16 protein-coding genes, 2 tRNA genes, 1 rRNA gene and 1 pseudogene are annotated in these 22,067 nt (G+C 54.5%); 8 read left to right on the top strand and 12 right to left on the bottom strand.

Features of this window, described 5'->3' with window-relative positions:
• The first annotated feature begins 213 nt into the window (after positions 1–213).
• A complete protein-coding gene (locus ACYZT4_RS17385) occupies positions 214–1,119 on the top strand; it encodes a DUF808 domain-containing protein (RefSeq protein WP_461981647.1) in 906 nt (301 codons plus the stop codon).
• Between the two features lie 35 nt (positions 1,120–1,154).
• Here the strand turns inward: ACYZT4_RS17385 and ACYZT4_RS17380 are convergent, their stop codons facing one another.
• The 4 genes from ACYZT4_RS17380 to ACYZT4_RS17365 are packed head-to-tail and all read right to left on the bottom strand — an operon-like array spanning position 1,155 to position 7,459.
• Positions 1,155–2,582 carry a tyrosine-type recombinase/integrase gene (locus ACYZT4_RS17380; protein WP_461981645.1) on the bottom strand — a complete coding sequence of 476 codons (1,428 nt, stop codon included), beginning with the start codon at positions 2,580–2,582 and terminating at the stop codon, positions 1,155–1,157.
• On the bottom strand, positions 2,582–3,142 hold the full coding sequence (locus ACYZT4_RS17375) for a hypothetical protein (RefSeq protein WP_461981643.1): 561 nt from the start codon (positions 3,140–3,142) through the stop codon (positions 2,582–2,584). Before ACYZT4_RS17375 ends, ACYZT4_RS17380 begins: the two co-directional genes overlap by 1 nt.
• A gap of 1 nt (position 3,143) precedes the next feature.
• A complete protein-coding gene (locus tag ACYZT4_RS17370) occupies positions 3,144–5,342 on the bottom strand; it encodes a hypothetical protein (RefSeq protein WP_461981641.1) in 2,199 nt (732 codons plus the stop codon).
• Positions 5,343–5,344: 2 nt separating this feature from the next.
• Positions 5,345–7,459 carry a hypothetical protein gene (locus ACYZT4_RS17365; protein WP_461981639.1) on the bottom strand — a complete coding sequence of 705 codons (2,115 nt, stop codon included), beginning with the start codon at positions 7,457–7,459 and terminating at the stop codon, positions 5,345–5,347.
• Positions 7,460–7,595: 136 nt separating this feature from the next.
• Here ACYZT4_RS17365 and ACYZT4_RS17360 point away from each other — a divergent pair.
• Positions 7,596–7,841 (top strand): annotated as a pseudogene (locus ACYZT4_RS17360) (calcium:proton antiporter); the annotation flags it as partial.
• Positions 7,842–7,919: 78 nt separating this feature from the next.
• Here ACYZT4_RS17360 and ACYZT4_RS17355 read toward each other — a convergent pair.
• The 5 genes from ACYZT4_RS17355 to ACYZT4_RS17335 all read right to left on the bottom strand — a co-directional run bounded on the left by ACYZT4_RS17355 (position 7,920) and on the right by ACYZT4_RS17335 (position 13,876).
• Positions 7,920–9,278: an 8-oxoguanine deaminase gene (locus ACYZT4_RS17355; protein ID WP_461981637.1), complete on the bottom strand. Its 1,359-nt coding sequence runs from the start codon at positions 9,276–9,278 to the stop codon at positions 7,920–7,922.
• Positions 9,279–9,443: 165 nt separating this feature from the next.
• On the bottom strand, positions 9,444–10,130 hold the full coding sequence (locus tag ACYZT4_RS17350; RefSeq protein WP_461981635.1) for an SDR family oxidoreductase: 687 nt from the start codon (positions 10,128–10,130) through the stop codon (positions 9,444–9,446).
• 124 nt (positions 10,131–10,254) lie between these two features.
• Positions 10,255–11,181 carry an ABC transporter permease gene (locus ACYZT4_RS17345; protein WP_461981633.1) on the bottom strand — a complete coding sequence of 309 codons (927 nt, stop codon included), beginning with the start codon at positions 11,179–11,181 and terminating at the stop codon, positions 10,255–10,257.
• A complete protein-coding gene (locus ACYZT4_RS17340; protein WP_461981631.1) occupies positions 11,181–12,287 on the bottom strand; it encodes an ABC transporter permease in 1,107 nt (368 codons plus the stop codon). Before ACYZT4_RS17340 ends, ACYZT4_RS17345 begins: the two co-directional genes overlap by 1 nt.
• A gap of 11 nt (positions 12,288–12,298) precedes the next feature.
• Positions 12,299–13,876: an ABC transporter ATP-binding protein gene (locus ACYZT4_RS17335; RefSeq protein ID WP_461981629.1), complete on the bottom strand. Its 1,578-nt coding sequence runs from the start codon at positions 13,874–13,876 to the stop codon at positions 12,299–12,301.
• Positions 13,877–13,900: 24 nt separating this feature from the next.
• Between ACYZT4_RS17335 and ACYZT4_RS17330 the strand changes: the two genes are divergently transcribed.
• Complete coding sequence (locus ACYZT4_RS17330; RefSeq protein WP_461981627.1) at positions 13,901–14,182, top strand: hypothetical protein; 282 nt, start codon at positions 13,901–13,903, stop codon at positions 14,180–14,182.
• Positions 14,183–14,408: 226 nt separating this feature from the next.
• On the opposite strand, the gene ACYZT4_RS17325 is transcribed toward ACYZT4_RS17330, so the two are convergent.
• The 3 genes from ACYZT4_RS17325 to ACYZT4_RS17315 form a co-directional block, all read right to left on the bottom strand.
• Positions 14,409–14,990: an IMPACT family protein gene (locus ACYZT4_RS17325; RefSeq protein ID WP_461981625.1), complete on the bottom strand. Its 582-nt coding sequence runs from the start codon at positions 14,988–14,990 to the stop codon at positions 14,409–14,411.
• A 7-nt stretch (positions 14,991–14,997) separates the two neighbouring features.
• Entirely contained in the window at positions 14,998–15,648 is a 651-nt protein-coding gene (locus tag ACYZT4_RS17320) for a TetR/AcrR family transcriptional regulator (protein WP_461981623.1), read from the bottom strand.
• An 81-nt stretch (positions 15,649–15,729) separates the two neighbouring features.
• The gene (locus ACYZT4_RS17315; RefSeq protein WP_461981621.1) at positions 15,730–16,650 is read right to left on the bottom strand and encodes a LysR family transcriptional regulator; all 921 of its coding nucleotides are present in this window, start codon (positions 16,648–16,650) and stop codon (positions 15,730–15,732) included.
• Positions 16,651–16,773: 123 nt separating this feature from the next.
• Between ACYZT4_RS17315 and aptA the strand changes: the two genes are divergently transcribed.
• The 5 genes from aptA (at position 16,774) to ACYZT4_RS17290 (ending at position 22,051) form a co-directional block, all read left to right on the top strand.
• Positions 16,774–18,123 (top strand): omega-aminotransferase AptA, encoded by a 1,350-nt coding sequence (gene aptA / locus ACYZT4_RS17310; RefSeq protein ID WP_461981619.1) that lies wholly within the window; start codon positions 16,774–16,776, stop codon positions 18,121–18,123.
• Positions 18,124–18,188: 65 nt separating this feature from the next.
• Complete coding sequence (locus ACYZT4_RS17305; protein ID WP_461981617.1) at positions 18,189–19,682, top strand: CoA-acylating methylmalonate-semialdehyde dehydrogenase; 1,494 nt, start codon at positions 18,189–18,191, stop codon at positions 19,680–19,682.
• A gap of 570 nt (positions 19,683–20,252) precedes the next feature.
• Positions 20,253–21,789 (top strand): 16S ribosomal RNA (locus ACYZT4_RS17300).
• A gap of 81 nt (positions 21,790–21,870) precedes the next feature.
• Positions 21,871–21,947: transfer RNA gene (locus tag ACYZT4_RS17295), tRNA-Ile, on the top strand.
• Positions 21,948–21,975: 28 nt separating this feature from the next.
• A tRNA-Ala gene (locus tag ACYZT4_RS17290) sits at positions 21,976–22,051 on the top strand.
• The last annotated feature ends 16 nt before the right edge of the window (positions 22,052–22,067 follow it).

The following is a 22,067-nucleotide window of genomic DNA, read 5'->3' as shown; positions in this document are numbered from 1 at the left end:
GATCGAAAGCTGGTAAAAATTGAAGCGGAGTTGTTGCAATCAGTGACGATCTTCCACACCGCTCATTTTGTAACCGCCTGGCCTGGTGCTACGTAGGAATGCGATTGGGCGAATGGGCAGCCCCTGGATTCGCTAGCAGATGGTGCTTCAACTTGATGATCAGAACGTCCAGCCGCCACCGATGTCTAGGGATTGGGCCCAAGGAGTTAACTGATGGCGAGCAGTTTTTTTGCGTTATTTGACGACATAGCAACGCTGCTGGACGACATCTCCGTGATGAGCAAGGTGGCGGCAAAGAAGACGGCGAGCGTCCTCACCGATGACTTGGCAGTGAATGCGGAGAAGGTGGTTGAGCTTAAAGCTGATCGCGAACTGCCTGTGGTGTGGGGCGTCTGCAAGGGCTCGCTGGTAAACAAGGCCATCCTGGTCCCGTTGGCGCTCGGGCTGAATTACATCTCTCCAGTCATCGTCCATGGGCTTCTGGTCATTGGCGGCATATACCTCTGTTACGAGGGCATCGAGTCCTTGATTGAGAAGCTCACCCCCAAAGACAAAGGGGATGGTGCGCGCAAGGTGAAGGTGCTCAGCGAAGAAGAGGCGAAGAGGTATGAAGCCAAGAAGATCAAAGGCGCTATCACCACGGATTTCGTGTTGAGCGCTGAGATCGTAGTAATCACACTGAATGTGGTTTCGGAAGCGCCATTCCTTCAGCAAGTCGCTACGTTGAGCCTGATCGCCCTGTTGGTCACGTTTGGTGTTTATGGCCTGGTCGCCGGCATCGTCCGAATCGACGACTTAGGCCTACGCATGATTAAGACCACCACCCGTGGCATCTTCGCGCAAGCGGTACGGAGCATAGGGAGTGGGCTTGTTGCCGTCGCACCCAAGCTGATGAAATTGCTCTCCTGGATAGGAACAATTGCGATGTTCTTTGTTGGGGGATCCTTTATCAGTGAAGCAGCTCTGTCCTTGCCAGATTGGTTTTTGAGCGCCAATGTTAAGTCGTATCTGCACGGCTACATTGCCCAAGCCGTTTTGGGCTTAGGAGTGGGTGCTGCGGTGTCTTGCACGGTAAACGGTATCAAATACGCGAGATCGTCCACCAATCAAGACGCATAGCCCTCACATGCATAGACTCAAGGGTGAGAGGACGGTCAATCAAAAATATTCATTTTCGCCCTGATGGCGGCCATTCCCTTTTCAATGTCAGTAAGCTCTTTACTGAGTAGTGCCTCATTCCCGTAAGCCTTCCTTTGATCATATTTCAATCTTTGAAGGTTATCTTCCGCGTCACCTATTTGCTCCATGTTGGCTAAGGCTCTGTCCACAGACTTCCAAAAATCTATCGCTTCAAACGCTTCATCAAAGTAGTGCCAGATTGAATCGCCAAGTTTGTGTCCAGTTTTTTTTCTGATCCTATTTTCTATGTTTTTAACTACCGGCACCGTAAGCATTTCCGTGGTTGGGCGGTTGCTTCCGAATAACTCTTTAAAATGTGATAAGATTTCAAGGGTTATGAAACGGTGGCGAAACATGGAGAAGCATACCCTTACATCTGTTAGTCCAGCTCGTTTCGCCACCCGGCCAAAGTCTTTAGCCATTGAATCTGCGCTGAGGGGACGGCCGGTTTCTGTCAGAAAAAAAGACGTTGATGAGATCGGTTTGTTCGTAGCTTCGCCGTATTCAGCTATAAAATTTTCGCGTGCATCGAGATAATATTTGACAGTCAAGGCACCATCATTCGTAGTCTTGAATGGCCGTAATACTACTGAATCTGTACGTAGCTTTTTTGTCGGTAGATATAGAATTAAAGAGTTAACCACGTTCAGGTTGTCATCCAGTGGCATCTCGATCAGCTCGGATGGTCTGAGCCCTGCTCGCTTAAAGGCCCACATGATCATGATGCGTCTTTGATACAAATATGTTTGTTGGATTAAGGTTTTTTTGTTCGAATTATTGTATCGGTGCTTATAAATGCTTGGATATAACTCTGGGTCGCTTTCTAAAAAAGTCTGATCTTCAATAGATTGAATGAACTCTCGGGGCATCGCGTCTTTTTTGTGGAGTGGAGCACGGGCCTCTAAGAATGATTCGTGATGCAGATATGTTTTTCCGTATTTATTCTTTTTTTCGATCACGCAAATATTCGGCGAGCCAGCTTTAAACCCTACGAGATTGCTATGATTGGTCGGGTTGCCATGAAATTGAATCCATGTAAGGAATTCAATAATATTGCTGAGGATAGAATTTACATAATCGTTTTGTTTTTTTCGGCTACCGTTTTCTAATTTTTCAGCTGCGAGCGTAAATGAAAGATCATTCATGTGCTCGTCGTTGAAGTCAACGAGCGATATCTCTTTGTCATAGCAGTAACGCACAAAAGGGGTCATGCCGACACAATATTGTTTTACTGTTTTACCCGTAGTTCGTGTTGCCAAGTCGGTAAGCCAATAGTTTACTAAGGTGCACGGCTTTCCGTTTGGCCAAGCTAATAAGGCAAACCATGGTTTCGTTTGAGATCCGCTTCTTCCGGTCCGGGGCAGAAGACAATTTTGGTATTCCGAATAAAGCTGCCGGCTCATTATGTGTTGGCCTTTACGATTGTTAGCTTTGGTATAGGTCTGTCTGGTTCGGATGAGATAATTTGCTTATAGATAGACCAAGATTTTTTAAGTGCTTTTTCTAATCTTTTGTAATCCAGTTCGAGATCGCCGCTGGTTTTCAATATACCCTGAACATCTCTCCTAAGTTGCAAGTAAGCATTAGCGCACAGGTTAGCGTGCCATAGTGCGTTTCGGTGCGCGAGCTTATAATCAATAGGGACGTCCGATGCACGTGCCGTTTTTGATCTTCCTGCCCTTGCTAACAGCAGCGAATGCGCTTTCTCGCGAAGAGATAGAAAGTATGACCAATTGTCATTAAATGTATGATTTCTAAAGTGGTTGTTGGGGGCAGTTTTTAGGCACGATTTCAATGTGTTATATGAGAGTGCGGTAAATAAGCTCTCAATTTCAAGCGAGCAGAAAGATTTAGCATCTTGAAGTTGCTCTGGCTCGATTGCGTACGTATTCTTTTTTTCATTGAGAATATCTTGGAGCCAATTGATTCGGTTCTTTGCGTTTTGTAGTTTGCTTAAGCTCATTTTAACCATCCTTGCCAATAATTACGGCGAGATCAGTGAACTCTTTATCTCCAGGGATTATACTTCGAATTTTTATTAGCTTTGCCGAGAGATGCCCTGACGCTACAGCATTCCTCACATAGGATGAGAATTTATCAGGAGCTAGGCTAGATATCGAATCAACTTTTAGCTCTTTTAGAATTTTCCGGTATGTGGCCACGGTTGGAGAGTCCAACCTGTTTCCGCTAGATAACTCGATGTCAATTATCTTGCTTTCGATATACCTAGCCTCTAAATCCGACAATTCTGCACCATCGATATTTGCATCTGTGTAGGCTCGCGTATAATCAGCGTCTCGATGGGCTGCCATCCAGGCTGCCAATTCATCACCGTGATATTTCTCATCCCAAGACAACGTTAAGAGAAAAAACTTTCGAAGCTCATGAATTCGAAAGTATTGTCGACGGCCGTGCTCGTCCAAAGCCAAATTTAAATGGTCGCAGAAGTAGTCCATGCACCTCGTAATAGCAATCCCCAAAGCGCCACTTGAAGTTCCCTTGGTGGGTGGGGACATACCATCATTCGATGAGGGGAAATAGAGCAATCTTGTAGGCTTGGCATCAAGGCCAAAAAAATGCTTGGCTGTCATAATCCCCAATTTTTGTAACAAAAATACGGCTTTATATGTTAAATAGGGTACAGGGCGCTCGACTTGCGTTGAGTAGCCGAGTACGGCTGATTTTTCGTTAGGCACTCTAATCCAGCAACCACTCGTTAGGTTGTTGCGAAGTATGCAGTTATATGGGATTGTCCCTATTTCACCTTCGCGCATGGGCTTCATCATGCCAAGTGCATACGTGCAGGCTCCTATTAGAATATATATCGCTTGGGCTAAGGTGAGATCGCCAGAGATGATTTCACGGTTGTGTTTCTTAAATGCTAGATTTAATCCTGCAAATTCTATGATTTTGGGAGAGCCTGAGTTGTTGCCTAGTAAATCTTTATATTTGGCAATAAGCAGATCAAATGCTTGTTTTTTTTCTGCCGCCATAATATTGTAACCTTCAGTGGCCATGCGATTATCTATAGCTTTGCAGTTGGTTAGGTGTTGGCTGTATATTTCTAATAGGTTATCTCCGAAATTTATGATCCACCTTGCAGCTTCGTTCAATACGGCTAAACCGTCGTCTACGGCTATCAGGCGCTGATGCTGAGAGGGTGCTATATTTTGATTAAGCTCATGAACTACATCCCTAGCTGTTCTTTCAATGTATGGAATTAGCGAATTATCGATCTGGCATCCTGCAAGAAAGTAGTCGAAATGCGTACTATGTGCGAGCATGGATTTTTCAGTTACCTGAGTGTCCCCCACATCTTCAATCGGACGAGCCTTTAAAGTTGGGTGATTTGTAAGAGTTTTACCGCGTAATAAGAGAGGTTCTTCAGCTAAGCCCCCTTCGAACTGTCTCAAAAATGCTCTGACCTTTTCACTGCGGAAACCTTCTGGCGTATGTTGTATCAGATTCGCTAGAAAAACTCTGCTTATAAGTGACTCCGGCGTGCGGGTGTAAACTGTATATAATCCTTCGGATCTCAATTTATTCTTGATTTGTATTGTTGTCACGGTGTCTACATAAGGCAATGCAGCCAGTGATTTTTTGGTTGGCTTCCGATTGAATGTGAACTTGTGAAGAGCGGTGAATAGCCTGCTGGTGATTTGAAGAGCCTCCGACCAATTATCTAGCGAAAGCTGGTACGCCAATTCCTTTACCTCTTCGAGGTCTAATAGGTTAAAACCAAATTTTTGAGGTTCCAGTGTGTCGGCATGCAGATATGCCCATGACGTCAGACTGAGTGCCCACCGAACTGCCCTTTGCCAACCTGTAGGTCCTGGGAAGTAGCCAAGGAGCCCAGACCTTAGAGCGAAAGCCCATCTTTGCAAAGCATGCAGGGGTATCGAATTTTCAGGGTCCGTAAGCAACGTATTGTCGGGCAGCCGATGTGCAAAATTTATGTTTATGGTTCCTTTCCACACGCCGTTTTCCAGATGCTCATGGCCAGCATTCTGGGTTCGCCATATATGCGAACCGATGCCTCCTTCTAGTAACCAAGATGCTTGAAGGTCGGTTACTTTGGGTTTCGGTGCGTACAGCGCACTGGCGGCCTCCAAAAGTTTTTTCACGTCACTGGGTGAGTACTCACGCGTTGTGTACTTGGCCATCGCTATTGCGCGTCATCAGCAATGATCTTGGAATTATAAACTTCAACGAGCCTGCGTGATTTTTGCCAAATAAACTTGAGTTGCGCCATAGAGGTTCCACGAAGTAGATCGTGAATTGCTTCGTCGATAGGGGATTCTGCTGAGGAATGGACTGCACTCGAAATAAGTTGGAATATACCGAGAAGGTATTCTGGATTAAGACCGCTTTCCGTGTGGCTGTCTAACTCGTTCGTGCTGTCGTAATTTGTGCAAAATACTTCCAGGGATGCAATTGCTTCTGGCGACAAGCAAATATATAGGTCTTCGTTGCGCAAAGGGCCGCTTTCATCGTTGTTGCCTGAGCCAAAGTCTTTGGAAAACCTATGGTGGAATTCATCTGAGAATGGGTTGCCATATTTATCCTCAGTTAATATCTGAACTATGAATGCATGCAACTGATCAATGGTTTCGAAGTCCGATGCTGCCAGTTGCCAATCGGATCCAGCAGTTGCAAGTACAATCGTTTTTTGTTGAAATTTTCTTATGATCCGGGCATGCATTCGACGTAGCAGCCACGGTGGCAGATAACAGGATAATACGGTCGCAATGGAATTGCCCATTGCACTTGCCATTGCAGCTACCGATGTCGTTTTAATCCAAATAAGGATGCCTTGGGTATTTCGAATCCTGCTGAGATTGAATGTTTCACGGCTAATCCCGGCCTTCTCGAACTCCGCTTTCTTAAGGTAGTAGAGATTTGTGCGTTGTTTTGAATTTAGCCCATCCTTCAGCGGGCCAACACGGCCATAACCATCTCTTGTAGCAACTAAGAAAAGTTTTCGGGATGTAGCAGGCAAACTCCGATCTGTTTTCATACGTAGCTTGGTGTTATTTTCCCATACTTTTTCAATAACATCAGATGCAAGATCCGTCAGCATCCCGCCTTTGCGTTTATGTGCTCTTCGCTTATCAACTGTGAATGTATATTTTCCTCCCGATGCAGCGGAAACTGACAATAGAAGTTTGCCGTTTTTATCATACAGGTCCGCGTCTTCTAAAGCGTCAGGGGTGAACTTCGGCTGTTCATGTATTAAAATGGCAGCAGCTACCGAACAGTCCATTGTACTGAATAAAGCCAGTGATCGGCCAAGGATCTCAGGGAATTGAGCCCCTGCTAGTGTGTTTTCAGTTTCTACTATAATCTTCGCCTTCAATATTTTTTGAATACTGTAGCTTGTTGTGATTGGTGCCAAAAAAGGTATGTTTTGTAGACTTACCCAGTTAAGCTCATTGAGGTAATTTGTCTCTAGGAAATAATAGTTCACTGCCGCAAGAAAAAAGGCTACTCCTCGTTCTGTACGAGGGTCAGCGATGTGGACCTTTTTGCCATACTGAATTTCCTGCCACTTTGGATCCGCAAGAGCACTAAGTAATTCGGCACGGGATATTTGATTGATTAGCGATCTACTTAGATCATGGGTGTTGAGCATTTCCTCCCAATATTCAAGGCAAATTTTATGGGTTGCAGCTAATGGTGTACTTAGCTCTCTAGCAATATCGTCAAAAAAGGTCTCACTATCCTCTGTATATGAAAGGTCCGTGATAAAGGACTTGGGCCAGGCTAGATCTTCAAGCTCTCCTGGTGGAGGCACTGACTCATATTTCTCCCCAATAACAAGATTCTCAGCCGATTCACTCACCGGTATTCTGGCCGGGAGTGACGCAGCAGGAACTGGGCACGAGGGGATGACGCCATCTCGCATGAGTCGAAACAGTAGGCTGCGGATACCGCTCCAGCTCGAACGGCTTGATTGCACTGTCCTTCCTGCCTCAACGGCACCTTCACCATAGTAATGACAGTAGAAGTCGAGAATGGTCGTGGGCCACTGGTCGTCGCTGGGCCAGTTTGGGGAACGGTGTTTTAAAAAACTAAATGTCGAGCTAAGGGCGTTTAGGTAAGCCGACTCTGAGTGAAACGGAATGCCTGCTGACCAACCCACTAGCGCTTCGCCGACCCTGCTCAGTTGGGTGCTGGAGGAGTTAGCTGGACCTGCGACGACCTTCTTGCCCGATCCGCCTCTGAATCGGACATCCTCCCGGATCAAGATCAGCCTGTTGTCTTCTATGACAAACCTCATACGCCCACCACCCCAGAGTCATTGGGGTAAACGTAGTAGGTCTTTGGACGGTGTCAAAAGCTGGTGTCATAGATATTTCTATCTATCTGAAAATGCAGATAAAAATATAGACAGACGGTTGACAGTACGGAAAAGTATCAACATCGCCATGGGCGCGTCGTTGTCGACGGTGATCCTGACGGTGCCGGTGATGGAAGCGATGGCGCTCTACACCGGCCAGCCGTTTCAGATGGCGATGACGCCGGTGCAGACGGTGATGATCTTCCTGACCCTGATCGTCAGCGCGATCAACCTTAATGACGGGGAGACCAATGCCATCGAAGGCATGACCCATTTTGTGTTGTTTGCGACGTTCATCATGTTGTCGGTGTTGGGCTTATAAAAGTATCGCGGGCAAGCCCGCTCCCACAGGTGCAGCGCAAATCCCTGTGGGAGCGGGCTTGCCCGCGATGGCGTCCGTTTAGACGCCAGCGATCAACTGCCGAGCGGCCTGGCTGTGATCAGCGATCAATCCTTTCAGATCCAGCCCCTCAACCTGCCCATCAATCACTCGCCACTTGCCGCCGATCATCACCCGGTCCGCCCGGTCCGCGCCACACAGCAGCAACGCCGACACCGGATCATGACTGCCGGAAAAACGCAGCTCATCGAGCTTGAACAACGCCAGATCCGCCTGCTTGCCCACGGCCAACTCGCCAATGTCGGTACGCCCGAGCAAGCTCGCCGAACCCTTGGTCGCCCAACCCAATACCAGTTCCGGGGTGATCTTCTCCGCGCCATAACGCAGGCGTTGAATGTACAGCGCCTGGCGGGTTTCCAGCATCATGTTCGACGCGTCGTTGGACGCCGAACCGTCCACGCCCAGCCCGAGCAACGCGCCGGCGGCGGTCAGGTCAAGTGTCGGGCAGATGCCGGAGGCCAGGCGCATGTTCGAACTCGGGCAATGGCAAATGCCGGTGCCCGCGGCGCCGAGGCGGGCGATTTCGTCCGGATTGAAGTGGATGCCATGGGCCAGCCAGGTGCGCGGGCCTAGCCAGCCGACGCTGTCCAGGTAATCGACGGTGCGCAGGCCGAAGCGTTGCAGGCAGAAGTCTTCTTCATCGAGGGTTTCCGCCAGGTGCGTGTGCAGGCGTACGTCGAGTTTGTTCGCCAGTTCGGCGCTGGCGGACATGATTTCCGGGGTTACCGAAAACGGCGAGCACGGCGCCAAGGCGATCTGGATTTGCGCGCCGTCGCCACGCTCGTGGTATTCGGCGATCAGGCGCTGGCTGTCGTCGAGAATCACTGCGCCCTGCTGCACGGTCTGCTGCGGTGGCAGGCCGCCGTCCTTTTCGCCGAGGCTCATGGAACCGCGGGTGAGCATGGCGCGCATGCCCAGTTCACGGACGCTTTCGACTTGTACGTCGATCGCATTTTCCAGGCCTTCGGGGAACAGATAGTGGTGATCGGCCGCCGTGGTGCAGCCCGACAGCAGCAACTCAGCCAACGCGACTTTGGTGGCGAGGGCGAGTTTTTCCGGCGTCAGTCGCGCCCAGACCGGGTACAGGGTTTTCAGCCACGGGAACAACGGCTGGTTGACCACCGGCGCCCAGGCGCGGGTCAGGGTTTGATAGAAGTGGTGATGGGTGTTGATCAGCCCCGGCAGGATCACATGTTCGCGAGCGTCGAACACTTGTCCACAGGGCGCGGAGGGTTGCTGGCCGACGGCGAGCACTTCGACGATAAGACCTTCTTGCACGACCAGGCCGCCACGGGCATCGAGGCCATTGGCAGTGAAGATCGCGAGGGGGTTTTTTAACCAGGTACGGGTCGCAGGCATGGTGGCCGGCTCCTCTGAAAGTTGAGTTCAGGTTAGCCAGCTCAGTGATTACCCTGTCTGCTGATCCAGGGTCGCCGCGGGGCGAGGTGCGGAGTTTCAGACAAAACCGCTTCGCCGGCAACCCCGCCCCGACCGAACGGCGCTCCCACACTGAATTTGTGCTGGTTACCAGGGAATGGTTTCGCCCTTGTAGTTGATGAAATGGTGCCCGCCTTTGCCGGTGAACGCCTTCACCTGATCAACCAGCCCACGCGTGCTCGTCTCCACATCCAAGTCCGCGCCATCACCGCCCATGTCGGTCTTCACCCAACCCGGATGCAGCGACAGCACGGTGAGTTTCTGATCGCCCAACTGCGTCACGAGGCTGTTGGTCATCGAGTTCAACGCCGCCTTGCTCGCCTTGTACAACGCCAGTTCGGGCGCGTCCGGCACGGTCACGCTGCCGAGCCCCGAACTCATGAACGCCAGCACGCCGGCCTCTGAACGAATCTGCCCGACAAAACGCTGCGCCAGGTTGATTGGCGCCACCGCATTGGTGAAGAACAGCTGACCGACTTCAGCCAGCGTCGCGCCGCCCGGCGTTTGCACGGCAGGGCCTTTGACCCCGGCATTCACGAACAACAGGTCCAGCACTTCGCCCTTGAGCTGTTGGCTCAACGCGATGACGGCTTGCTGATCGTCCATGTCGAGTTTTTCGATTCGCACTTTGCCCAAGGCCTGCAAGGCCTCGGCCTTCTGGGGGTTGCGCACGGTGGCGATGACTTGCCAGCCGTCGGCCAGCAGGGTTTTCACCAGACCGAGGCCCAGGCCGCGGGAGGCGCCGATGATGAGTGCGGTTTTTGCCGTAGACATGAGTGGCTTCCTGGATAAGTGAGGGTCATGGATTCAAGGGACAACGCTGACCGAGTCGTTGCTGCAACTCGCTGCGTAACGCCCCAAGTTATACTCCAGGCTTTAGCTTTTTTGCTCCCGGAATTTAATGCCCGCCCTGCCACGGCTGCCCCAACGACACCGGCGCATACAACCGCGTGCGCAGCGCATCCCGGGACAACAGCACCAACACCACAATCGTCGCGACGTACGGCAGCATCGCCAACAGGCTCGACGGAATCGCCAGCCCCAGTCCTTGCGCCACCAGGTGCAGGATGCTGGCGAGTCCGAACAGATACGCCCCGAGCAGCAGCCGCCACACCCGCCAACTGGCAAACACCACCAGCGCCAGGGCGATCCAGCCGCGGCCGGCGCTCATGTTTTCCGCCCACATCGGCGTGTAGGCCAGCGACAAATACGCCCCGGCCAACCCAGCCATCGCCCCGCCAAACAACACCGCCAGCGTACGCACGCCCAGCACAGGCAAGCCCATCGCGCTGGCCGCATCCGGGTTTTCCCCGACGGCCTGAATGATCAATCCGACACGGCTTTTCACAATTACCCATGCCACCAGCGCAAACAGCGCGAACGACAGGTACACCAGCAAATCCTGGGCAAACAGCATTCGCCCGATCAGTGGGATCTCACTCAAATACGGAATCGCCACCGGCTCAAAACCCGCCAGCGGTTTGCCCACCCACGCCGCGCCGACAAACGTCGACAAGCCGACACCGAAAATCGTCAGGGCCAGACCGGTCGCGACCTGATTGGCGTTGAACACCAGCGCCACCAGTGCAAACAGTGACGACAACAGCATCCCGGCGAGCATCGCCAGCAACACGCCGAGCCACAGGTTGCCGCTGTTCAGCGCGACGATAAAACCAACCACTGCGCCAAACAGCATCATCCCTTCCTGACCGAGATTGAGGACGCCGCTCTTCTCGCAGATCAACTCGCCCAGCGCCACCAACAGCAACGGTGTGCCGCAGCGGACCATGGCGTAGAAAATATTGCTCAGCAGATCGATATCCATCACAGCACTCCTGCGTACATGGCGGTGGCGGGGGCGCGACGAGTCCAGCGCAGGTTCAAACGCGGGCGGTAGAGAATCAGCACGTCGCTGGCCAGCAGGAAAAACAGCATCATGCCCTGGAACAATTGCGTGATCGCCTGCGGCAGATTCATGCTCATTTGTGCGCTCTCGCCGCCGATGTACAGCAGCGCCATCAACAGGCTGGAAAACAGAATGCCGATGGGATTGAGCCGTCCAAGAAACGCCACGGTGATCGCGGCATAGCCGTAACCGGGAGAGACCTGCGGCACCAATTGACCAATCGGCCCGGTGACTTCACTGACGCCGGCCAGCCCTGCCAGGCCGCCGCTGATCAGCAGCGCCAGCCAGATGAGGCGCTTCTCGCGAAACCCGACGAAACCGGCAGCGCGCTTGTCCAGCCCGAGCACTTTGATCTGGAACCCGACGAAGCTTTTCTGCAGCAAGACCCACACGGCTACCAACGCGAGCAGCGCGAAATACACCCCCGCGTGAACCCGGCCGTCCTCCATCAGCAGCGGCAACCGGCTGGCATCACCGAACACCGCCGACTCCGGAAAATTGAACCCGGCCGGGTCCTTCAGCGGTCCATGCACGCAATACAGCAACAGGTTCAGGGCGATGTAATTGAGCATGATGCTGGTAAGGATTTCGTTGGCGTTGAAGCGCGTGCGCAACCACGCCGTCAGCCCGGCCCACGCCGCGCCGGCGAAGGTGCCGACGAGCAGGATCAGCACCAGCGCCCAGCGACTTTGCAGGTCAATGATGTTGACGGCCAGCGCGCTGCCGGCCAATGCACCGAGCAGCAGTTGGCCTTCGGCGCCGATGTTCCAGATCCGCGCCTGATACGCCACGGCGAGACCCAGCGCACAGAGCAGAATCGGCAGCGCCTTGACCAACAACTCGGAGACGCCATACAGGTCGCTGACCGGGGCGATCAGCAATGTGTGCAGCGTCAGCAACGGGTCATGGCCCAGCGCAACAAACAGCAATGAGCCGCAGCCCAGCGTCAGGATTGCCGCCAGCAACGGCGAGCACCACAACATCAGGCGTGATTGCTGGCCACGGGGTTCGAGAGAAAGCAGCATGTGAAACTCCGTTAAACCGTTGCCGGTGCAGGTGATTGAGGGGGGGCGAACTGGCCGGCCATCCAGCCGCCGACGTCGCTCAGGCGGGTATCGACCGTGGCCCTGAGCGGCGACAAGCGACCGCTGCACAAGGCGCCGAGCCGATCGCTGATCTGGAACAGTTCGTCGAGGTCTTCAGAGATCACCAGGATCGCCGCGCCGGCATCGCGCAAGGCAATCAGCGCGCGGTGGATGGTCGCGGCGGCCCCGACGTCGACACCCCAGGTCGGGTGCGCGGCCACCAGCAAGGTCGGTTGCTGGAGGATTTCCCGGCCGAGGATGAATTTCTGCAGGTTGCCTCCGGACAGGCTGCGGGCCGGGGTTTGCGCGTCGGGCGCCTTGACGCCGAAGCGGCGGATGATTTCATCGGCCAACGCGGCGACCTTGGCCCGCTGGATCAGTCCTTTGCTGACCAGGCCTTTTTGAAAAGCTGTGAGCAGGGCGTTGTCTGCCAGGCTCAATTCCGGCACTGCGCCGTGGCCCAGGCGCTCGGCGGGGACGAACGCCAGGCCGAGTTTGCGGCGAGCGTCCGGTCGTAAGTGGGCGACCGCTTGCCCGTCGAAACTGACGGTCGCGGCGTCCTTGCGAAGCAGGCGTTCTTCGCCGCTGAGCAACGCCAACAACTCGTCCTGGCCATTACCGGCGACCCCGGCGATGCCGACGATTTCGCCGCGACGCACCTCCAGATCAATGCCTTCAAGCGAGCATCCAAACGGGTCCGGGTTGTGCCACGACAATCCGTTCACTTTTAAACATTCTTCACCGCCCGACAGCTTGGGATACACGGTCATCAGGCCGGCCGCTTCACCGACCATCAACGTCGCCAGTTGCTGGTCCGTGCACTCGGCGGGCACGCAATGCCCGGCCACCCGACCGCCGCGCAACACTGTGGCGCTGTGACACAAGGCCCGAACCTCGCCGAGCTTATGACTGATAAACAGAATGCTGCAGCCCTCGGCCGCGAGCCGGCGCAGGGTGACGAATAATTCGTCGGCCTCTTGCGGTGTCAGCACCGAGGTCGGTTCATCGAGGATCAGCAGGCGGATGTCCTGCATCAGGCAACGAATGATTTCCACCCGTTGCCGTTCGCCGATCGACAGGCTGTGGACAAGTCGCTCCGGCTCCAGCGCCATGCCGTAGCGCCGCGATACTTCTCGGATCTGCGGCTCAAGTTGTTTCGGCGTTCCAGCCGCCGCGCCCATCGCCAGCGCGATGTTCTGCGCCACGCTGAGGGTTTCGAACAACGAGAAATGCTGGAACACCATGCCGATCCCCAAGCTGCGGGCCTGGGCCGGGTTGCGCATGTCGACGCGCTGGCCTTGCCAGATCATCTCGCCGGAATCAGCGTGGGTGACACCGTAGATGATCTTCATCAGCGTACTTTTACCTGCACCGTTCTCGCCAAGGAGTGCATGGATTTCCCCAGGAGCGATATTCAGGTCGATGGCATCGTTGGCCAGGCAACCGGGGTAGCGCTTGCTGATTCTGCGCAGTTGCAAGCGCGCCATTGGATTGGGGACAGGATCGGGGATCGGCACGGGGTTGGGCATGACAGGCTCGGGTCGATTGAAGTTATGCCTGTGGATAAAGCAATTTCCTGGCCATTGAGTCAGGAAAACTTCAAATTCCCGCCAGTCGAGGTGTTGGGGACGCGGTTTGGCGATTTTTCGGTCCTGCAATGGGCACCAGATCAGGGCGTGGCGCCTGATCAGGCTCCGGTTTTGCGCATCGGCAATTGCTCAAAAAACGAACAACTCACTGCAAGCCATGCCGGGCATGGGGCCGCGAAGGTCATAAACGGGTTATCCACAGATTGCTCCACAGTATTTGTGCGCAAGCTTGAAGCTCGGGCATAAGCACTGCTGCGCTTTCTTCTAAAGGCTCTAAACCGCGCTAACTGATTGTTTTCGCGTGGGTTTGAGCTTTTCGACAGCGGATTGGGTGAAAATTGAACAATGGCCGCAAAGCCGCATGACAGAAGGGTTACAGCGGTATGTGCTCAGGTTATCCACAGCCGGGTGCACAGCAGATGTGGGCAACTGCGCCGGCGGGACGCAAGGGCTGTGGACAGTGTTGGTGCGGTCAGCGCTGCAACACAATGCGCCCGCGGCTCAGGTCCGCCAGCACGGTTTGCAGGGTATCGATCTGCGCTTCGCCCATCGCCAATTGCAACTCGACGCCATTGGCCGTGAAGGTTTCCTCCACTACCAGTCCGCCCCACTCCGCCACGCGAAGTTTCACCAGCGTTAACTCCGCAAAACCGCAGTTGCAACTCACCGGCACCCGGCTGATCAACTCGATCTTGGGCGCGGCTTGCAGGCATTTGTTCGCACCACCGCCATACGCCCGGGCGAGGCCGCCGGTGCCGAGTTGAGTGCCGCCATACCAACGAATCACCAACACGGCGACCTGATCGCAATCCTGGGCGTCGATGGCCGCCAGAATCGGACGGCCCGCGGTGCCACCCGGCTCGCCGTCATCGGTGCTGCGGTACTGAGCGCCAAGTTTCCATGCCCAACAATTGTGCGTGGCATTCAAATCACTGTGCTGCTCGATAAACGCCTGGGCCTCAGCAGGGCTGCTGATCGGCGCGGCGAACGTGATGAAGCGGCTCTTGCGAATATCTTCGCGAAACTCGCAAAAGCCGCTGAGGGTAAAAGGCATAGGTGTCTTATGGCGCTGGAGTGAGGCCGCAGCCTTTGAGAATGATGCGGATCAGGTTGTTGCCGGCATCTTCCATGTCTTGCTTGGTCAACTTGGTGCGGCCGCTGACCCGACAGATTTGCGTGGCGAAATCCGCGTAATGCTGGGTGCTGCCCCATAGCAGGAAGATCAGGTTGACCGGGTCGACCGCATCCATTTTGCCGGCGTCGATCCACGCTTGGAACACCGCCGCCCGACCTTGGAACCAGGTGCGGTAATCCTGGTTGAAATACTCGGTCAGGCACTCGCCGCCGCTAATGACTTCCATCGCAAAAATTCGCGAAGCCTGTGGCTGACGACGGGAGAATTCCATTTTGGCGCGAATATAGCGCGTCAGCGCTTCGGCCGGATCATCCTCGGCAGTGAGGGTGTTGAAGGTGCTGTCCCACAATTGCAGGATGTTGCTCAACACCGCCACGTACAAGCCGAGTTTGTTGGTGAAGTAATAATGCAGGTTCGCTTTCGGCAACCCTGCATTCACGGCGATGGTGTTCATGCTCGTGCCTTTGAACCCGTGACGGGCGAACTCGTCTTCTGCAGCTTTGATGATGGCCTCTTCGTTCTTTTGACGAATGCGGCTGGCGGGCTTGCCGCCGTGAGCGGGGACTTCAAAGGTCATAGGCACTTCCAGACGAGTGAGTGGGTGCAACCAGTGCGTTGATAGCGCACCCACAGGCTACAGACAAGTCCTGAAGCAATTTCAACGTGTCGCGGCCAGGCTCTCGAGAAAGCTTTCCAATACCAAATGCGGGCGACGTCCCTTGCGCGTCACCGATGCCAGGCTCAAATCATAAAACCGTGCGCTCGGTTTCAGCGCACGCAGCCGGCCTTGCTGCACCCAGAGGCTGGCGTAGTGGTCCGGCAGATAGCCAATGTAACGCCCGGTCAAAATCAGGAATGCCATGCCTTCACGGTCCGATGCGCTGGCGGTGCAATTGAGTGCCTGGTAATACGCCTGGATTTCCGCCGGCAAACGGAAGGTCGGGGCAATGGCGTCCTGACTGTCGAGGCGCTCGTCGTCCAACTGTTTGTCGTCGACATAAAACAAGGGATGCCCGACTGCGCAATACAACAGCGAGCGCTCGCTGTAGAGCGGTTGATATTCCAGTCCCGACAGCGCACTGGCCTGTGGCACCACGCCAACATGCAGGCGCCCGTCGAGCACGCCTTGTTCGACTTCATTAGGCGCGATCATGCGGATCTGAATTTGCACATCCGGCCCGCGCTCCTTCAATTGTGCCAGCGCATGAGTGATGCGCATGTGGGGGAGGGTGACCAGGTTGTCAGTCAGGCCAATGGTCAGTTCACCGCGCAGATGCTGATGCAGGCCGTTGACCTCGGTGCGAAAACTTTCCAGCGCACTGAGTAACTGCAACGCCGACTGGTACACCTCACGACCTTCTTCGGTCAGGGAAAAACCGGCGCGACCCCGTTGGCACAAACGCAAACCGAGGCGCTGCTCCAGGTCGCTCATCTGCTGACTGATCGCAGAGCGACCAATCCCCAAGACCGATTCGGCTGCGGAGAAGCCGCCGCACTCCACCACGCTGCGGAAAATCCGCAACAGGCGGATATCAAAGTCGCTGACTTGCGCCAGTGGATCGGGGCGACGAGTGCTCATAGTTTAGTAACGGCCTGACTGAACGTTAGAAGAGTTGGATTTCACCGACTTTATCTCCGTGGCAATTTAGCTGCAAGAACGCTTTCATCTCCACGCCGCTTATTGCCCTGCGAGGTTTTGCCCATGAACTTGCCCGAAAACGCCCCGACTTCCCTGGCCAGCCAGCTCAAGCTCGATGCTCACTGGATGCCGTATACCGCCAACCGCAATTTCCAGCGCGATCCGCGACTGATCGTGGCGGCTGAAGGCAGTTGGTTGACGGATGACAAGGGCCGCAAGGTCTACGATTCGCTGTCCGGTCTGTGGACCTGCGGCGCCGGGCATACTCGCAAGGAAATACAGGAAGCGGTCGCCAAGCAGTTGGGCACCCTCGATTACTCGCCGGGCTTCCAGTACGGCCACCCTTTGTCATTCAAGCTGGCAGAGAAAATTACTGACCTGACGCCGGGCAACCTGAATCACGTGTTCTTCACCGACTCGGGTTCCGAGTGCGCCGATACCGCGGTGAAAATGGTCCGCGCTTACTGGCGTCTGAAAGGCCAGGCGACCAAAACCAAAATGATCGGCCGTGCCCGTGGTTATCACGGTGTGAACATCGCCGGCACCAGCCTTGGCGGCGTGAACGGCAACCGTAAGATTTTCGGTCAGGCGATGATGGACGTCGATCACCTGCCGCACACCTTACTGGCAAGCAATGCTTACTCGCGTGGCATGCCGAAAGAGGGCGGTATCGCGTTGGCCGATGAGCTTCTGAAGCTGATCGAGTTGCATGACGCGTCGAACATTGCTGCCGTATTCGTCGAGCCAATGGCTGGTTCCGCTGGCGTATTGGTACCGCCAGAGGGTTACCTCAAGCGTCTGCGCGAAATCTGCGATCAGCACAACATCCTGTTGGTGTTCGACGAAGTGATCACCGGTTTCGGCCGTACCGGCTCGATGTTCGGCGCTGACAGCTTCGGCGTGACCCCGGACCTGATGTGTATCGCCAAGCAAATTACCAACGGCGCGATCCCGATGGGCGCGGTGATTGCCAGCTCCGAGATCTACCAGACCTTCATGAACCAGGCGACGCCTGAGTACGCAGTCGAATTCCCGCACGGTTACACCTACTCCGCGCACCCGGTGGCTTGCGCCGCTGGCCTGGCTGCACTCGATCTGTTGCAAAAGGAAAACCTGGTGCAGAGCGTGGCCGACGTCGCGCCGCATTTCGAAAACGCGCTGCATGGCCTGAAGGGCTCGAAAAACATCCTCGACATCCGTAACTACGGCCTGGCAGGGGCAATTCAGATTGCGCCTCGCGACGGCGACGCCATCGTGCGTCCGTTCGAAGCGGGCATGGCGCTGTGGAAAGCCGGGTTCTACGTCCGCTTTGGCGGCGACACCCTGCAGTTCGGCCCAACCTTCAACAGCAAGCCGCAAGACCTTGACCGTCTGTTCGACGCGGTCGGCGAAGTGCTGAGCAAGATCGACTGATTTTTCCCTTCTATATAGAGTCGCCCTTTGATGGGCGCCCGTGGACAACTTTTCTGGAGCCCTGCATGAGCCTTATCCCGCATTTGATCAATGGTGAACTGGTGACCGAAGACGGTCGCACAGCCGACGTGTACAACCCGTCGACCGGCCAGGTCATCCACAAGCTGCCATTGGCCAGCCGTGAAACCGTTCAGAAAGCTATCAATTCGGCCAAGGCTGCGTTCCCGGCCTGGCGTAATACCCCGCCGGCCAAACGTGCGCAGGTGATGTTCCGCTTCAAGCAACTGCTGGAACAGAACGAAGGGCGTATCGCTCAACTGATCAGCGAAGAACACGGCAAGACGCTTGAAGATGCCGCCGGTGAATTGAAGCGTGGTATCGAGAACGTCGAGTTTGCCTGTGCTGCGCCGGAAATCCTCAAAGGCGAATACAGCCGCAACGTCGGCCCGAATATCGATGCCTGGTCGGATTTCCAGCCGCTGGGTGTGGTTGCCGGTATCACGCCGTTCAACTTCCCGGCGATGGTGCCGCTGTGGATGTACCCATTGGCAATCGTTTGCGGCAACTGCTTCATCCTCAAACCGTCCGAGCGTGATCCGAGCTCGACGCTGTTGATCGCTCAATTGTTGGTGGAAGCCGGTCTGCCTAAAGGCGTGCTGAGCGTGGTTCATGGCGACAAGGCTGCAGTGGATGCATTGATTGAAGCACCGGAAGTTAAAGCCCTGAGTTTTGTGGGTTCGACACCGATTGCCGAATACATCTACGCCGAAGGCACCAAGCGCGGCAAACGCGTTCAGGCACTGGGCGGCGCGAAGAACCATGCCGTGCTGATGCCGGATGCGGATCTGGATAACGCCGTCAGCGCGCTGATGGGTGCGGCTTACGGTTCTTGCGGTGAGCGTTGCATGGCGATTTCGGTGGCTGTGTGCGTTGGCGATCAGGTGGCGGACGCGTTGGTGGCCAAACTGACGCCTCAGATCAAAGCCTTGAAGATTGGTGCCGGTACTAATTGTGGCTTGGACATGGGGCCTTTGGTCACCGGCCAGGCTCGTGACAAAGTCAGTGGCTATGTAGAAGACGGCGTGGCCTCCGGTGCCACCCTGGTGGTGGACGGTCGTGGTCTGAGCGTGGCCGGTCATGAGGAAGGTTTCTTCCTGGGTGGCTGCCTGTTCGATAACGTCACCCCGGAAATGCGCATCTATAAAGAAGAGATCTTTGGTCCGGTGCTGTGCGTCGTTCGGGTGAATAGCCTGGAAGAGGCGATGCAACTGATCAACGATCACGAATATGGCAACGGCACCTGCATCTTTACCCGCGACGGGGAAGCTGCACGGTTGTTCTGCGACGAGATCGAAGTCGGTATGGTTGGCGTCAACGTGCCGTTGCCGGTGCCGGTGGCTTATCACAGCTTTGGTGGCTGGAAGCGTTCGCTGTTCGGCGATCTGCATGCGTATGGCCCGGACGGCGTGCGGTTCTATACCCGTCGCAAGGCCATCACCCAGCGCTGGCCACAGCGTGCGAGCTATGAAGCATCGCAATTCGCATTCCCTAGCTTGTAAGTAGAAGGTAAGAAGGCCGAGCCCGTTAGGGCTCGGCCTTCTTGTTTTCAGGCTTTTTTGACCTATATGACAGAAATGTGAAAGTAGGGCTTGACGGCAGATTCTGGAAGTCTATAATTCGCCCCACTTCCGGCGCAGTCGAAACGGAAAACTCCTTGGTAAACAAAGAGTTACGCGGTTTTCGACAGCGAGTTGCTTCAGGTTATCGAAGCCGAAAGGGAGTTGAAAAAGAGGTGTTGACAGCAGCGAGTAACGCTGTAGAATTCGCCTCCCGCTGACGAGAGATCGGAAGCGCAAGTGGTTGAAGTTGCAAAGGAAACTTTGAAAACTTCTGAAAATAACCGCTTGACAGAAACAGAGGACGCTGTAGAATGCGCGCCTCGGTTGAGACGAAAGATCTTAACCACCCGCTCTTTAACAACTGAATCAAGCAATTCGTGTGGGTGCTTGTGGAGTCAGACTGATAGTCAACAAGATTATCAGCATCACAAGTTACTCCGCGAGAAATCAAAGATGTAACCAACGATTGCTGAGCCAAGTTTAGGGTTTCTTAAAAACCCAAAGATGTTTGAACTGAAGAGTTTGATCATGGCTCAGATTGAACGCTGGCGGCAGGCCTAACACATGCAAGTCGAGCGGTAGAGAGAAGCTTGCTTCTCTTGAGAGCGGCGGACGGGTGAGTAATGCCTAGGAATCTGCCTGGTAGTGGGGGATAACGCTCGGAAACGGACGCTAATACCGCATACGTCCTACGGGAGAAAGCAGGGGACCTTCGGGCCTTGCGCTATCAGATGAGCCTAGGTCGGATTAGCTAGTTGGTGAGGTAATGGCTCACCAAGGCGACGATCCGTAACTGGTCTGAGAGGATGATCAGTCACACTGGAACTGAGACACGGTCCAGACTCCTACGGGAGGCAGCAGTGGGGAATATTGGACAATGGGCGAAAGCCTGATCCAGCCATGCCGCGTGTGTGAAGAAGGTCTTCGGATTGTAAAGCACTTTAAGTTGGGAGGAAGGGCAGTAAATTAATACTTTGCTGTTTTGACGTTACCGACAGAATAAGCACCGGCTAACTCTGTGCCAGCAGCCGCGGTAATACAGAGGGTGCAAGCGTTAATCGGAATTACTGGGCGTAAAGCGCGCGTAGGTGGTTCGTTAAGTTGGATGTGAAATCCCCGGGCTCAACCTGGGAACTGCATTCAAAACTGACGAGCTAGAGTATGGTAGAGGGTGGTGGAATTTCCTGTGTAGCGGTGAAATGCGTAGATATAGGAAGGAACACCAGTGGCGAAGGCGACCACCTGGACTGATACTGACACTGAGGTGCGAAAGCGTGGGGAGCAAACAGGATTAGATACCCTGGTAGTCCACGCCGTAAACGATGTCAACTAGCCGTTGGGAGCCTTGAGCTCTTAGTGGCGCAGCTAACGCATTAAGTTGACCGCCTGGGGAGTACGGCCGCAAGGTTAAAACTCAAATGAATTGACGGGGGCCCGCACAAGCGGTGGAGCATGTGGTTTAATTCGAAGCAACGCGAAGAACCTTACCAGGCCTTGACATCCAATGAACTTTCCAGAGATGGATTGGTGCCTTCGGGAACATTGAGACAGGTGCTGCATGGCTGTCGTCAGCTCGTGTCGTGAGATGTTGGGTTAAGTCCCGTAACGAGCGCAACCCTTGTCCTTAGTTACCAGCACGTTAAGGTGGGCACTCTAAGGAGACTGCCGGTGACAAACCGGAGGAAGGTGGGGATGACGTCAAGTCATCATGGCCCTTACGGCCTGGGCTACACACGTGCTACAATGGTCGGTACAGAGGGTTGCCAAGCCGCGAGGTGGAGCTAATCCCAGAAAACCGATCGTAGTCCGGATCGCAGTCTGCAACTCGACTGCGTGAAGTCGGAATCGCTAGTAATCGCGAATCAGAATGTCGCGGTGAATACGTTCCCGGGCCTTGTACACACCGCCCGTCACACCATGGGAGTGGGTTGCACCAGAAGTAGCTAGTCTAACCTTCGGGAGGACGGTTACCACGGTGTGATTCATGACTGGGGTGAAGTCGTAACAAGGTAGCCGTAGGGGAACCTGCGGCTGGATCACCTCCTTAATCGACGACATCAGCTGCTCCATGAGCTCCCACACGAATTGCTTGATTCATTGAAGAGACGAAAAGAAGCAGCCCGAAATTGGGTCTGTAGCTCAGTTGGTTAGAGCGCACCCCTGATAAGGGTGAGGTCGGCAGTTCGAATCTGCCCAGACCCACCAATTTTTGTGTGGGAACCTGTAGCAATACGGGGCCATAGCTCAGCTGGGAGAGCGCCTGCCTTGCACGCAGGAGGTCAACGGTTCGATCCCGTTTGGCTCCACCACTACTGCTTCTGATTG

This window comes from Pseudomonas sp. GB2N2 (genome assembly GCF_054897705.1).
The sequence above is the reverse complement of the archived record's forward strand: the minus strand, read 5'-3'. Positions and strand labels throughout refer to the sequence as shown.